Origin of the sequence: Dehalogenimonas etheniformans (assembly GCF_014672715.2) — a bacterium.
GTDB lineage: Bacteria > Chloroflexota > Dehalococcoidia > Dehalococcoidales > Dehalococcoidaceae > Dehalogenimonas > Dehalogenimonas etheniformans.
This window is the reverse complement of the sequence record NZ_CP058566.2, coordinates 524,094-536,895: the sequence shown is the minus strand read 5'-3', so window position 1 is coordinate 536,895 and position 12,802 is coordinate 524,094. Positions and strand designations below refer to the sequence as shown.

At 52.7% G+C, this 12,802-nt stretch carries 12 protein-coding genes; 11 read left to right on the top strand and 1 reads right to left on the bottom strand.

The window, feature by feature from the left end; genetic code table 11:
* The first annotated feature begins 186 nt into the window (after positions 1 to 186).
* Complete coding sequence (locus HX448_RS02780; protein WP_162485971.1) at positions 187 to 1,179, top strand: hypothetical protein; 993 nt, start codon at positions 187 to 189, stop codon at positions 1,177 to 1,179.
* Positions 1,180 to 1,190: 11 nt separating this feature from the next.
* Here the strand turns inward: HX448_RS02780 and HX448_RS02775 are convergent, their stop codons facing one another.
* The gene (locus HX448_RS02775) at positions 1,191 to 1,730 is read right to left on the bottom strand and encodes a hydrogenase maturation protease (protein ID WP_102330649.1); all 540 of its coding nucleotides are present in this window, start codon (positions 1,728 to 1,730) and stop codon (positions 1,191 to 1,193) included.
* Between the two features lie 124 nt (positions 1,731 to 1,854).
* On the opposite strand from HX448_RS02775, the gene lsrF reads away from it, so the two are divergent.
* The 10 genes from lsrF (at position 1,855) to HX448_RS02725 (ending at position 12,799) form a co-directional block, all read left to right on the top strand.
* Entirely contained in the window at positions 1,855 to 2,622 is a 768-nt protein-coding gene (gene lsrF, locus HX448_RS02770; RefSeq protein ID WP_102330648.1) for a 3-hydroxy-5-phosphonooxypentane-2,4-dione thiolase, read from the top strand.
* Positions 2,623 to 2,981: 359 nt separating this feature from the next.
* Positions 2,982 to 4,004: a zinc-dependent dehydrogenase gene (locus HX448_RS02765; RefSeq protein ID WP_102330647.1), complete on the top strand. Its 1,023-nt coding sequence runs from the start codon at positions 2,982 to 2,984 to the stop codon at positions 4,002 to 4,004.
* A gap of 116 nt (positions 4,005 to 4,120) precedes the next feature.
* Positions 4,121 to 6,055, top strand: coding sequence for an NADH-quinone oxidoreductase subunit 5 family protein (locus tag HX448_RS02760; RefSeq protein WP_102330646.1), 1,935 nt, complete (start codon positions 4,121 to 4,123; stop codon positions 6,053 to 6,055).
* Positions 6,052 to 6,894, top strand: coding sequence for a respiratory chain complex I subunit 1 family protein (locus HX448_RS02755; protein WP_102330645.1), 843 nt, complete (start codon positions 6,052 to 6,054; stop codon positions 6,892 to 6,894). The genes HX448_RS02760 and HX448_RS02755 overlap by 4 nt, the downstream gene beginning before the upstream one ends.
* Positions 6,891 to 7,364: an NADH-quinone oxidoreductase subunit B family protein gene (locus HX448_RS02750; protein WP_102330644.1), complete on the top strand. Its 474-nt coding sequence runs from the start codon at positions 6,891 to 6,893 to the stop codon at positions 7,362 to 7,364. Before HX448_RS02755 ends, HX448_RS02750 begins: the two co-directional genes overlap by 4 nt.
* Positions 7,354 to 7,812 carry an NADH-quinone oxidoreductase subunit NuoE gene (gene nuoE, locus HX448_RS02745; protein WP_102330643.1) on the top strand — a complete coding sequence of 153 codons (459 nt, stop codon included), beginning with the start codon at positions 7,354 to 7,356 and terminating at the stop codon, positions 7,810 to 7,812. Before HX448_RS02750 ends, nuoE begins: the two co-directional genes overlap by 11 nt.
* A 6-nt stretch (positions 7,813 to 7,818) precedes the next feature.
* Positions 7,819 to 9,738 carry an NADH-quinone oxidoreductase subunit NuoF gene (locus tag HX448_RS02740; protein WP_102330832.1) on the top strand — a complete coding sequence of 640 codons (1,920 nt, stop codon included), beginning with the start codon at positions 7,819 to 7,821 and terminating at the stop codon, positions 9,736 to 9,738.
* The gene (locus HX448_RS02735) at positions 9,739 to 10,344 is read left to right on the top strand and encodes a 2Fe-2S iron-sulfur cluster-binding protein (RefSeq protein WP_102330642.1); all 606 of its coding nucleotides are present in this window, start codon (positions 9,739 to 9,741) and stop codon (positions 10,342 to 10,344) included.
* A complete protein-coding gene (locus tag HX448_RS02730) occupies positions 10,337 to 11,719 on the top strand; it encodes an FAD-dependent oxidoreductase (RefSeq protein ID WP_102330641.1) in 1,383 nt (460 codons plus the stop codon). Before HX448_RS02735 ends, HX448_RS02730 begins: the two co-directional genes overlap by 8 nt.
* Positions 11,720 to 12,799 (top strand): hydrogenase large subunit, encoded by a 1,080-nt coding sequence (locus HX448_RS02725; protein WP_102330640.1) that lies wholly within the window; start codon positions 11,720 to 11,722, stop codon positions 12,797 to 12,799. It begins immediately after the preceding gene.
* Positions 12,800 to 12,802 lie beyond the last annotated feature (3 nt).

Below are 12,802 nucleotides of genomic sequence, written 5' to 3'. Positions count from 1 at the left end.
GTGATAACCGGAATATCCGGTACTTAAGTTCTACTGAACAAGGACTTATTGGTGATTTTAATCTGACATTGTTCGATAAATAATCTATGCATAAAGCTAAACGAATGGAGGCAATCCGAAATGCTAATGGTCAAGTATACCCGTCGATCACAATCAATTTTGAGAATACTCAGTATCGGGTGCGTATTGATTGTGCTGGCTATCTCAAATCTAGCTTGTTCCGGATCAGCCGGCCCGCAAGGTGAACCCGGTCCTCAAGGTCAAAAAGGGGACACCGGAGCCACAGGTCCCCAGGGTCCTGCTGGTGGTTCTTTGAACCTGACGGATATCGCTCTCCAGCGTTGGTGGCAGGCGAATCAATCAGGCATCGCGTATTCCGTTGGTACCTCCCCTACTGCAGCGTGTTTCGATGGAGCAAACATCTGGGTAGCCAATTCCGTTGCCGGCACTTTGACTAAATTTAGAGCCAACGATGGACTCAACTTAGGTAATTACGCTGTTGGGTCCTCTCCAGTCGCGATGTGTTTTGATGGAGCTAACATCTGGGTAGCTCATGGCAACAATAGTGTGAGCAAGATTGCTGCCAATAATGGTTCAATCGTGAACACTTTCACCGTTGGCTCAAATCCCTCGGGCGTTTGTTTCGACGGAGCTAATATTTGGGTTGCAAATGCCGGAAGTAACAATTTGACTAAAATCAAAGCCAACAATGGAGCGGTCTTAGGTACCTATAACGTAGGTACCAATCCTAAGGCAATCTGTTTTGACGGAACTAATATCTGGGTTGCAAATGATGGCAGCAACAACGTGAATAAAATCAAGGCTAGCGACGGTACTATACTGGGAACGTATAATGTAGGGACCAATCCGCGCTCGATTTGTTTTGATGGTACGAACCTTTGGCTCGGAAATTATGGAAGCAACAACATATCTAAAGTTCGGGCGATAGACGGTGGAGTCGTAGGAACCTATAGTGTCAGTAATCCGACGGCAGTGTGTTTTGACGGTCAAAGTATCTGGGTCGCCAACGACCTTAATAACAGCGTCAACCAATTCAGGGCAAGCGATGGTCTCACTGTTGGTATCTATATTGTGGGTGCTAACCCGAGGTCAATATGTTTCGATGGGGCCAACATATGGGTCGTTAACTATGGCAGCAATAATATCAGCAAGTTATAGACAACATATTTTTACGTTTGTATCGAAGCAAGTGAGTAAATCGTTGGGAAAGAGGTAACGTATTTCTTTAACCCCGCGAAATCGTCTTTGATTATGTTTTCCAGGAATTCGACTGCTTCATCGGCAGCCTTCGATAATACCGGTGACAGGTCGAAGCTCCAGTCCATAGTCTCTGGAGGAGTCACAAGGAAGTAAACCTCAGGATTTCGCCCGATTATCGCCGCAATCTGTATTAGTTCGAGGATTCCAACCTGGTGAAATGAAACCACCTTTTTCCCGGGCTCGATCGATGTCCCTCCCGGCTTGAATAAGAAAAGGTCGCCGGCAGGTTGATCTAATGCCATTATGTCTACCACAATAAGACGGTCCACCCCTTCCAAAGGTCCCAAGAGATCAAAACCGCCAATGCCGCCTTCTAGAACTCTAACTCCTTCGGGCAATTCCATTTTAGCTAGGCGCCGAGCGACGTGAACACCAAAGCCTTCATCGCCCGCGGCAATGTTGCCTGCTCCAAGGATCAATGTCATTTTGGATTTGTTTTGATCTTCCAATGTTAACTACCTCTTTAATGCCACAATAAAGCATCGGCAAAATCATTGCAACTTGCGCGATAAACAGTTGCCACCCAATGTTTGTTTACCTATACTAGTCTCGATATAGATTTAGGAGCATTCTATGGACTTTGGCATCGGTAATCGCCTTTCACGCATCTTCCAAAAGGACGGCCGAACGGTCATGCTGGCTGTCGATCACGGATATTTCCAGGGTCCGACTACCGGCTTAGCCGAGTTCGGCGCCTGCATTCCTCCGCTCGTTGGTGAGGCGGATTGCGTATTCATCACCCGGGGCATGCTCCGGAGCTGCATCAGCCCGTCCATCAATGCCTCGGTGTGCCTTCGGGTTTCCGGCGGCACCAGCATCCTGGGCGAACTTTCCCGGGAGGAAGTTATCGTTTCCGTCGAAGAGGCACTTCGGCTCAACGCCGCGGCGGTCGGAATGTCCATTTTTGTTGGAGCTCCCGATGAAAACCTGACCATCACCTCCCTCGGCAAACTGGTAAATGAGGCTGAGCGGTACGGTCTGCCGGTCATGGCGGTTACCGCTGTTGGCAAGGAAATGGGACGCGACGCGCGCTACCTGGGTCTGGCCTGCCGCATCGCCGCCGAGGCTGGGGCTCGCATTGTCAAAACCTATTATTGTGACAATTTCCAGAAGGTGGTGGCCGGATGCCCTGTTCCAATCGTCATTGCCGGCGGCAAGAAGATGCCGGAAATGGAAGCATTGCAGATGACGGAGAACGCCATCAAGGCGGGGGCGGCTGGGGTGGATATGGGCCGCAATATCTTTCAATCAACCAATCCAGCTGGGATGATCAAAGCTGTTAAGGCGATCGTACACAAAGGATTGACTGCGGAGGAAGCGTTAAGGATTTATCAACAATAGCAAAAATCTCTATGGGAAAAAAGTCAAATACCCTTTATATCTCAAATTAAAGGGCAAAAATTATGAAACTAGCTATTGCTCAAATCATCCTGGGGATTTCAATATTGGTAGCGGACTGCCTAGCCACGGCGGCAATTATGTCGTATTACCCATTTCCGGTACCCGATCCGAGGAGTGTAGATCAAGTTGTTCATCCCGAATTGACAATGATTCGGTACACAACTATCGCGATAATACCGCTGGGATTAGCATCAACATTCTGTGGAATTGCACAACTTAGAAAAATCAAAGGAAAATAATCCTCTAGGATCTTGATTCTAACGTGAATATGGAATAGCAATCATTCCACTGGTCAAAAAATGAAAGTCTCCGTTTACTACTCCAACACGGATATCCGCATCGAAGAACGGCCGGCGCCGGAAATCGGCCCCGATGAAATTCTCGTCAAAATGAAGGCTTGCGGAATCTGCGGTACCGATGTGATGGAATGGTATCGCAAGCCGAAGGCGCCGAGAATCCTCGGTCACGAAATGGCCGGCGAGATAGTTAAAATCGGTGAGGACGTCAAAAGCTATGGCATTGGCGACCGGGTCTTTGTCTCCCACCACGTTCCTTGCTTTGACTGCCACTATTGCCGCACCGGACGTGAGACCGCCTGCGAGACGCTGCATACCGGCAATTACGACCCTGGGGGGTTCGCTGAATACATCCGCATCCCTGAAATAAACGTGAGATACGGCACTTTCCGGCTGCCCGACCAGGTGAGTTTTGAAGAGGCGGCGATGATCGAGCCGCTGGCCTGCGTGGTATCCGGGCAGAAGCGCCTCAAAATCCGTCATGGGCAGACGGTTTTGATCATCGGTTCCGGCATCTCAGGATTATGTCACGTACAACTGGCAAAAGCCGCCGGCGCAAAGGTCATTGCCACTGATATCAACGATCTCCGGCTAGGCAAAGCCGCCGAGCTTGGGGTCGATGTCGCCATAAACGCCGCAACCTACTCGCCCGACGAACTCAAAAGGGCCAACGGCGGACAACTGGCCGAAACGGTCATTGTCTGCGCTGGGGCCGATAAAGCCGTGGCCGACGCTATCGCGTCTGTGGACAAACGGGGCACCATCCTGTTTTTCGCCGTACCGCAGAAGCCGCTGGAATTGCCATCGGTGCGTTTCTGGCGGGAGGAGATCTCCGTGCTCTTTTCCTATGGCGCCGCCACGGACGAGATAAAGGAATCTCTAGAACTAATTGCAACCAAGCGGTTCGACGCGAAAAAGATGATCAGCCACCGGGTGCCCCTCTCGAAGATCGTCGATGGCTTCGGGCTGGTGGTAGGGGCGGATACATCTTTAAAGGTTGTAGTTGTTCCGGATACTATTGCCTGAAAAATTCATAAAAGTTACATTCCTTCACTTATTGTTGACAAATATTACTCTTACGACCATAATCTCTTACATTTCAGGTACAAGAGTCGCCATTTGGGCATTTGTTAGGAGCAGGAGTGCCATTTTCTCTTGCGCTTTTAATCCTGGCCCCTTTTATTATTGGCTCCCTCTGCCTTGCGTTCGGGCGTAGCCGTTCCGCCCTGGCTATTCTGGTTTTTTGCGTTTCTGCCGTTGTCGCAGTTGCTTCAATCGGCCTCGCTATTTCCGACGATTTCCCGCTGAACCTCAATGCTGCCTCTTCCTGGGAAACGTTAGTTACCGTATTCGATTTCATTCTTCTGGGCTATTTCCTGTACGCAGGCATCAACGATTACCGGAAAAACGGCAGGCAGTCGCGGAATCTGATGGTGATCGGTTTGGTATCGGCGCAAATACTCCTTGCGTTGTACCTGCAGTCCCAAACGGCCGATTCGGCGGCGCCGGTATTTTTCATTGACCACTTATCGGTCCTGATGAGCCTGATTATTTCGATTATCGGCGGTCTTATCTGCGTTTACTCACTCCGATATATGGCCGACCACGAAAATCATAAGAACCTGAGCCGCACCCGGCAGAATACCTTTTTCTTCTTCATGGTCATTCTGCTGGGAGCGATGAACGGCATCGTTTTTGCCGATAACATGCGGTGGTTGTACTTCTTCTGGGAAATCACCACCCTGTGCTGCTATGCCCTCATCCGCCACGAGGAGACACCGGAGGCAGTAAAGAACGCCTTCCGCGCCCTGTGGATGAACCTTATCGGCGGACTGGGACTGATCGTCGGGATCATCTACGCCAATGGTCAGTTGGAAAGTGTTTCCCTTCAAAGCCTGATCAATAATGGCGCAACCGTGCTGATGTTCCCTATGGCTTGCCTGTTCCTCGCTTCCTTCGTCAAAGCCGCCCAGGTGCCTTTCCACACCTGGCTATTGGGTGCTATGGTGGCTCCAGTACCCGTTTCAGCGTTACTGCATTCCAGCACCATGGTCAAAGCGGGTGTTTTCCTGATCCTAAGGATGGCGCCGGGTTTCGAAGGTACAGCCTTGTCGTCGGCTGCGGTCATCCTCGGCGGTTTTACTTTCACCGCGGCGGCGGCTATGGCTCTCAGCCAGAGCGAATCCAAGCGGGTCCTGGCACTTTCCACGATATCCAATCTTGGTCTTATCATCATGTGTGCCGGCATCAATACCCCGATAGCCATAACCGCAGCTCTGGCGATAACCGTGTTCCATGCGGTATCAAAAGCGCTGCTTTTCCTTGGAGTCGGCATCATCGACCACGGTATCGGCAGCCGGAACATCGAAGATATGCAAGGCCTGGTCTATCGCCGCCCGATGATCAGCTTTATCGTCATCGCCGCGATCGTGACCATGGTCTTTGCCCCGTTCGGCATGGTTATCGGCAAATGGGCGGCGCTCGAATCTGCCGGGGCAACATCGGGATTGCTCCTCCCGATTACGGTTCTTCTATTGGTTACCGGCTCCAGTTTCACCATCGTGTTCTGGGCCAAGTGGCTCGGCAGGATGTTCACCCAAGCGCCGGGTCAAACCGTCCCGACACGTGAGCATTTCTCTGCTCTATATCATTTGCCTGTAGTAATACTCCTTATTGCGGCTTTAACCCTGAGCCTATTGTTCAGCAGATTATTCAGCGGTTTCATTTCTCCCATCCTTTCTACGGCATTCCCTTCAAGCTTCACAACGTCGAGCTCTAATTTCCAAACCGGTATTGGAGTATTTGCCATCTGGTCGATTTTCTTACTCCTGGCCCTCATCGGCCTGATCTTAATGAGAACCAGGAAGGTGAAAACCGATACCATATCAGCCTACATGTGCGGCGAAAACTGTGCGTCCTCAACAACTTCCTTTAACGCAGTGGCAGACAGCGAAACCGAACTTAAGCTTGGCAGCAGCTACTTCCTAAATGTCTTTTCCGAAGGATTCGAGGGTAATCTTCAAAAACTGGGACTCGGAATTTTGATCTTGAGCCTGGCGGTGGTACTGGTACTATGACATTTTGGCAGAGTGTCCTGGCTGTAATCGCAGCTATACTGATTCCTGCCATCGCCGGCAGCCTTTTGCGCGGCCTCGACCGGCGGCTTTCTGCGAGGATGCAAGGACGCGTCGGTCCGCCGCTGCTGCAGCCGATATACGACATTCTCAAATTATTAGGTAAAAAACCGGCACCCTCCAGCGGCTTCCAGGTCATGGCGGTGTGGGGTTACCTGGGTTTCATCCTTGCGGCAACGATCATGTTTGCATTGAGGCAGGACCTTTTATACCTGATTCTGCTCCTCGGGGTAGCCGATATTTTCCTGATTGTCGGTGCGTTCAGTGTCAAATCCCCTTACAGCCACGCCGGTGCTAACCGCGAACTGCTGCAGATGCTGGCTTACGAGCCGATACTGCTGCTCGGCGCTATCGCTATCTACATTAAAACCGGCACTTTCATGATCTCAGGAATCGGCACAGCCCTGCTACCCTCGTTGTGGCCTGTCTTCCTTGCTTTCGTCGTTGCCCTGATCATCATCATGCGCAAATCGCCGTTCGATATCGCCGCGTCCGAACACGGGCACCAAGAGATCGTAAAAGGGGTGATGACCGAATACAGCGGCCGGGAACTGGCGATAATCGAAATCGCCCATACTTTTGAACTGGTGCTGGTTCTGGCAGTGATGTCGCTGTTCTGGCTAGGGTGGGGCATCCTGCTGGCTCTGGCGGCCTGGTTTGTCGTCGTGGTGGTCGATAACATCACCGCCAGATTGACCTGGCGCGACATGCTGCGCCTGACATGGATGATTGGGCTGGGTCTCGGAGCCATCAATATTTTTGCACTGAAGGCCCTCGGATGAACACACTGACCAAAGCCGTTGCCACTTCCCGTTTAAAATCGCCGTGGCTGCTGCATTTTGATTGCGGCAGCTGCAACGGCTGCGATATCGAAATACTGGCCTGCCTGACGCCGCTTTACGACGTCGAACGCTTCGGAATCGTTAATATGGGCAACCCGAAACATGCCGATGTGCTGCTGGTTACCGGTCCCGCCAACAAGCGGAACTCCAGAGTGCTGCGCAACCTCTACGACCAGATGCCGGAACCCAAGGTAGTGATCGTTATCGGTACCTGCGGCTGCAGCGGCGGGGTGTTCCATAACTGCCCAAATGTCATCGGCGGAGTCGACCAGGTGATCCCTGTCGACGTCTATGTACCGGGATGCGCCGCCCGGCCGGAGGCTATCATCGACGGTGTCGTCCTGGGACTAAAAGTGTTGTCCGAAAAAGGCGTCAAGCAACCCGAGAAGGTGGAAAGCGTTGGAAACTGATCTCAGTAAACTTGATAAACTATTAGAGCCTTTCAAAGGCCAGCCCGACATGCTCATCCAATCATTGCTGGCAATCCAGAAGGAATACGGCTGGCTGCCAAAAAAAGCCTTGCTGCGGGTCACCGAAGCATTGGGAGTTCCGCTTAACCGCGTTTATCATGTGGCTACGTTCTATAAAGTATTTAGTCTCAAACCCCACGGCCGCCATCACGTTATGGTGTGCATGGGTACCGCCTGCCACGTGCACGGGGCGCCCAAAATACTTGAAAAAGCCGCCGATAAAATAGGCGTCGGGCCAGGGGAAACCTCCGACGATATGCGTTTTTCTCTTGAAACGGTGAACTGCCTGGGATGCTGCGCGCTGGGACCGGTCATGGTAGTCGACGGCGAGTACCACGGCAAGCTGCCCCCGGCAGAAACCGAGAAAGTCCTTGAGCAGTACAAGTAAATGACGATGAACAGGCTGGACTCACCCGGGGCTCTGGCGAGCCTGAGGCAAAGAATAATTGAACAACGGAAGCATGATAAACCATGCATCTCTATCTGCGGCGGTACGGGCTGCCTGGCTCTTGGAGCCGGTAAACTAGGCGAATTGTTCATCGCCGAACTAGCCGCTCAAGGGTTAAGCGACAGCATCGACATCCGCCACACCGGCTGTCACGGTTTCTGCGAAAAGGGAACAGTGGTGGTTATTCACCCCTCCGATGTGTGTTATTTACAGGTTCAGCCAACTGATGTCCCCGAGGTCGTCGCCGCGGTCAAGTCAGGCAATATCGTCGAGCGACTTCTCTTCACCGATCCCGCTACCGGCGAAAAGATCGCCAAACAATCTGATATTCCGTTCTACCGTTACCAGTACCGGCTGGTGCTCGGCGACAATCAGCGTATAGACCCCAAAAACATTGAGGACTACCTCGCCGTAGGCGGATATAAGGCGCTCTCCAAGGTTGTATCAGGTATGACCCCGGATCAAGTACTCTCAGAGGTGGAACAAGCTCAGCTTCGAGGACGGGGCGGCGCGGGTTTCCCGGCCGGTAAAAAATGGTTCACCACCAAGAATGCCCCCGGCGAACCGAAGTATGTCATTGTCAACTGCGATGAGGGCGATCCCGGCGCGTTCATGGACAGATCGGTCATGGAGGGCAACCCGCACTGCGTCCTGGAAGGCTTGATGATCGGCGCCTATGCCATTGGCAGCCACGAAGGTTACGTTTACGTGCGGGCCGAATACCCACTGGCGGTAACCAACCTGTTCAGGGCTATCGCCCAGGCCGAAGAATACGGGCTGCTAGGAAAGAACATCCTCGGCAGCGGTTTCGATTTCACCGTCAAAGTGCATCAGGGCGCCGGCGCTTTTGTATCGGGGGAATCATCCGCGCTGATGACCGCCATCGAGGGACGGGTCGGCGAGCCGAGACCGAAATACATCCGAACTGCTGTCAGAGGACTATGGAACAAACCCAGCAATTTGAATAACGTTGAAACTTGGGCTAACGTGCCTCAGATCATCAACCGCGGCGCCGAGTGGTTCAAAAGCATCGGCACCAGCGGATCGTCCGGAACCAAGATCTTCGCCCTGGTAGGCAAGGTGAATAATACCGGCCTGGTGGAAGTGCCGATGGGCACCACCCTCAAGGATATCGTTTTTAAAATCGGGGGCGGCGTCCGCGACGGCAAGAAACTGAAGGCGGTGCAGACGGGCGGTCCGTCTGGCGGCTGCATTCCCGTAGAATACATGGATACGCCGGTAGATTTCGATGAATTGGATAAGCTGGGGTCGATGGTCGGCTCCGGTGGCATGATCGTCCTGGATGAAGAAACCTGCATGGTCGACCTGGCCAAATACTTCCTCACTTTCCTGGCCGACGAGTCTTGCGGCAAATGCCTTCCGTGCCGCGAAGGCTTAAAACAGATGATCGACATCGTCACCAGGATTACCCGCGGCGAAGCGGAAATGGAGGAACTCGATACACTCGAGGAGTTGGCAGAGACTCTGAAGGATGCCTGTCTCTGCGCCCTGGGGCAGACCGCGGCCAACCCGCTTCTGACAACTCTCCGCTATTTCCGCCCGGAATACGAAACCCATATCCGCGACAAAAAATGCCCGGCCGGGATTTGCCCGGATCTTGTCACCTTCTACATCGATGCGGATAAATGCAAAGCCTGTTCGCTTTGTATCCGCACTTGCGCCTCTTCGGCGATAGTCGGTTCCAAGCAGATGGTCCACGTCATAGAGCAATCGAAATGCATCAAGTGTGGCGCCTGCGTAGACATCTGCCCGCCCAAGTTTGGCGCTATTCTGAAAGTACCCGGTCGAAATGCACCGGAAGGCACCCCCAAAGAGCCGATCAAAGTAAGGCATAAGGTAAAATAGATGCCTGACTTAAAACTTACCATCGACGGGCAGGAAATAATTGCCCACCCCGGAATGACCATCCTCGAGGCGGCTCAGAGCGCTTGCATCCACATTCCGACTCTTTGTCATCATAAAGACCTTGAACCCTACGGCGGCTGCCGATTGTGCAGTGTGGAGATACGCCAGGGCGCCAGAAAACGGATTGTAGCTTCCTGTGTTTACCCTGCAGAAGACAAACTTGTGGTCTTCACAGAAAGTGAACGCATCCGGCGCATTCGCAAGGTCTTGGTCGAATTATTGTTGACACAAGCGCCCGGCGCCAAAGTCGTCAAGGACCTGGCCAGGGAATACGGCGCTAACGTCAACAGGTTCAAGAAAGACGGCACCTTCTGCATTTTGTGCGGCATGTGCGTGCGCTACTGCAACGAGGTAAAAAAGCTGGGTGCGGTCAGCTTTATCGGGCGCGGCGCTTCCCGTGAAGTGACCTTCATGCCAGAGATAGCTGCAAAGGAATGCTCAAAGTGCCGGGAATGTTTCAGGATCTGCCCGACCAACGTGATCGAGGGCAATTTCCTTTTAGCCCAAGCACTGGATTTCAACACCGAGGCTCCCGCGCATGAATAACGAACGTGTCGTGACCGCCGAAAGATTGGTTCCCAACGCGTCGGTAATGCGTTCCGCCGGCGGCATGTTCTGTACTGCCACGGCCATTGATGCTGACGGCGGATTTGAGATCATCTATCATTTCAATCTTGACAACAGCCAGCACATGGAGCACTGGCGGCTTAAAATCGCGAAAAATGACACCGTACCCAGTCTATCTTCGGTCTACTTGTGCGCCAGCCTGATCGAAAACGAGATTTCCGAACTCTTCGGGATTAAATTTGAGAACCAATCTCTCGACTATCTCGGCGGTATGATGGTGACCAAAGACAGCCCTAAAACCTACCTAGTGAAGCCGCCTGATTACCAACCCAGAAAAGCAATCCGCCTCAACGCCCCATGTCATCAATCCTGCCCTGCCGGTATCGACATCCCCCGATACGTCCGATTATGCGGTGAAGGCGAATTCGATGCCGCGCTGGCTGTCATCCATCAGTCAGTGCCTTTTCCAGGTATCCTTGGCCGCGTCTGCCTGGCTTCCTGCGAAGCCGCCTGCCGGCAGGATAAACAAAATGAAGGTATCTCGATCAAACTGCTCAAACGATTGGCCTATGAGCGCGGCCATTACGTGGAACCCTCGCCTCTGCCATCCACCGGTCACCGAATTGCAATTGTTGGTTCCGGACCTGCCGGGCTCACCGCGGCTTATTTTCTGGCCAGACTAGGCAACGCCGTAACAGTTTTTGAAGCGCTGCCTGAAACTGGCGGTCATCTTCGCTACGGCATCCCCGAAACCGAACTGCCGCGATCTATCCTGGATGCGGAAATCGGGGCGATTGCCGGATTTGGTGTCAAAATCGAAACCAACCACCGTGTAGATAACCTGGAAAATCTCCTGGACGAAGGCTTCGATGCGGTTCTGATTGCATTCGGAGCCCATCAGGGAATTCGCAAATCCGGCGTTATCGCCGCGGTAAGTGGAAAAGTGGATCTGTTGAAGCGTCTTGGCCTTGAAGCGGAACAACGCGACGGCCATAATATCGTGAGTGTCGACAAAGAGACACTAAAAACCAATAAAGACCGGATATTTGCTGCCGGAGACATAACCATGGGACCGACTTCGGTAATTGAAGCTATTGCATCAGGGAGACGGGCTGCCGAGAGCATACAAAAATTCCTTGGCGGAACTATCGACTGGCCGGAGACCCCTCCACTACCTGCTGAAGCGCTCTCAAGAGATACCATTTTTGACCGGCGGGAACCGCGGAAAAGACAACAGCAGCCAAACGTTCCATTCGGAAAGGTTGACGAGGTCGGCGAGGAAGAGCTCGGCTTAACTCCTGAAATGGCGATAAAAGAGGGCCGCCGTTGCTGGCGCTGTGACGTGGAGGTTTAGATGGCGCGCACCGTAATACCCTTCGGCCCCCAGCATCCGGTCTTTCCTGAACCGGTGCAGCTTAAGTTGGAATGTGAAGATGAGATCGTTACCGGAGCGACCCCGGTTATCGGCTACGTCCATAGGGGAATCGAAAAAGCTTGCGAGTTGAACCCTTTCCGCAACAATGTCTTTCTTGTGGAACGCATTTGCGGTATATGCAGTATTCAGCATGCTTTGTGCTACTGCGAAGCGGTCGAAAAACTCTGCGGGGTAACCGTTCCAGAGCGTGCCCGGTATCTGCGAACCGCCTGGGCTGAATTATCGCGCCTTCACAGTCATGCTCTGTGGCTTGGTTTGTTGGCTGATGCAATGGGTTTTGAGAGCCTGTTCATGCAGATCTGGCGTGCCAGGGAAATCATCATGGACATCCTGGAGATGACTACAGGCAACCGGGTCATCCATTCCGCAGTGCTGGTAGGCGGAGTGCGCCGGGACATCGATCCCGAAACAGTGAAGACGATCAAGACAAAACTAGCGGATTTCAAGAATTTTATGGATAAAACGGTCAAACCGACCCTGTTGAACGACCCGACGCTCAAAAAACGAGCCATAGGCAAGGGTATACTAACCACCGAACAAGCGCGCTTGCTGGGGGCCGTCGGCCCAACATTGCGAGCCAGCGGCGTCTCCTCCGACATAAGATCGACGGGTTATGCCGCGTTCAAAGACATCGGTTTCGAGCCGGTCGTGGAAACCGCCGGCGACAGTTATGCTCGTGCGCTAGTCAGGGTAAGAGAACTCTATCAATCGATCGAACTGGTCACAAGGTCCCTGGAGATGGCGCCGTCCGGAGAATTGTTGGTTCGCGTCGACACATTCCCGGAGGGGGAGACTATCACCCGAGTTGAGCAACCCCGCGGTGAACTATTTTATTATGTCAAAGGCAACGGATCCAATAACCTCGAGCGTTGCAAAATCCGTACTCCAACCTTCGCCAATATTCCTACCCTCCTCGCGATGCTGCCCGGCTGCGAGCTTGCCGATGTGCCCATTATTACTCTTTCCATCGACCCCTGCATTTCTTGCACGGAACGCTAGGAG

Excerpts from the sequence above, each read along its gene's own strand:
- lsrF (WP_102330648.1), top strand. The coding sequence starts at position 1,855 with ATGGACTTTGGCATCGGTAATCGCCTTTCACGCATCTTCCAAAAGGAC.
- HX448_RS02765 (WP_102330647.1), top strand. The coding sequence starts at position 2,982 with ATGAAAGTCTCCGTTTACTACTCCAACACGGATATCCGCATCGAAGAA.
- HX448_RS02755 (WP_102330645.1), top strand. The coding sequence starts at position 6,052 with ATGACATTTTGGCAGAGTGTCCTGGCTGTAATCGCAGCTATACTGATT.
- HX448_RS02750 (WP_102330644.1), top strand. The coding sequence starts at position 6,891 with ATGAACACACTGACCAAAGCCGTTGCCACTTCCCGTTTAAAATCGCCG.
- HX448_RS02740 (WP_102330832.1), top strand. The coding sequence starts at position 7,819 with ATGAACAGGCTGGACTCACCCGGGGCTCTGGCGAGCCTGAGGCAAAGA.
- HX448_RS02735 (WP_102330642.1), top strand. The coding sequence starts at position 9,739 with ATGCCTGACTTAAAACTTACCATCGACGGGCAGGAAATAATTGCCCAC.
- HX448_RS02730 (WP_102330641.1), top strand. The coding sequence starts at position 10,337 with ATGAATAACGAACGTGTCGTGACCGCCGAAAGATTGGTTCCCAACGCG.
- HX448_RS02725 (WP_102330640.1), top strand. The coding sequence starts at position 11,720 with ATGGCGCGCACCGTAATACCCTTCGGCCCCCAGCATCCGGTCTTTCCT.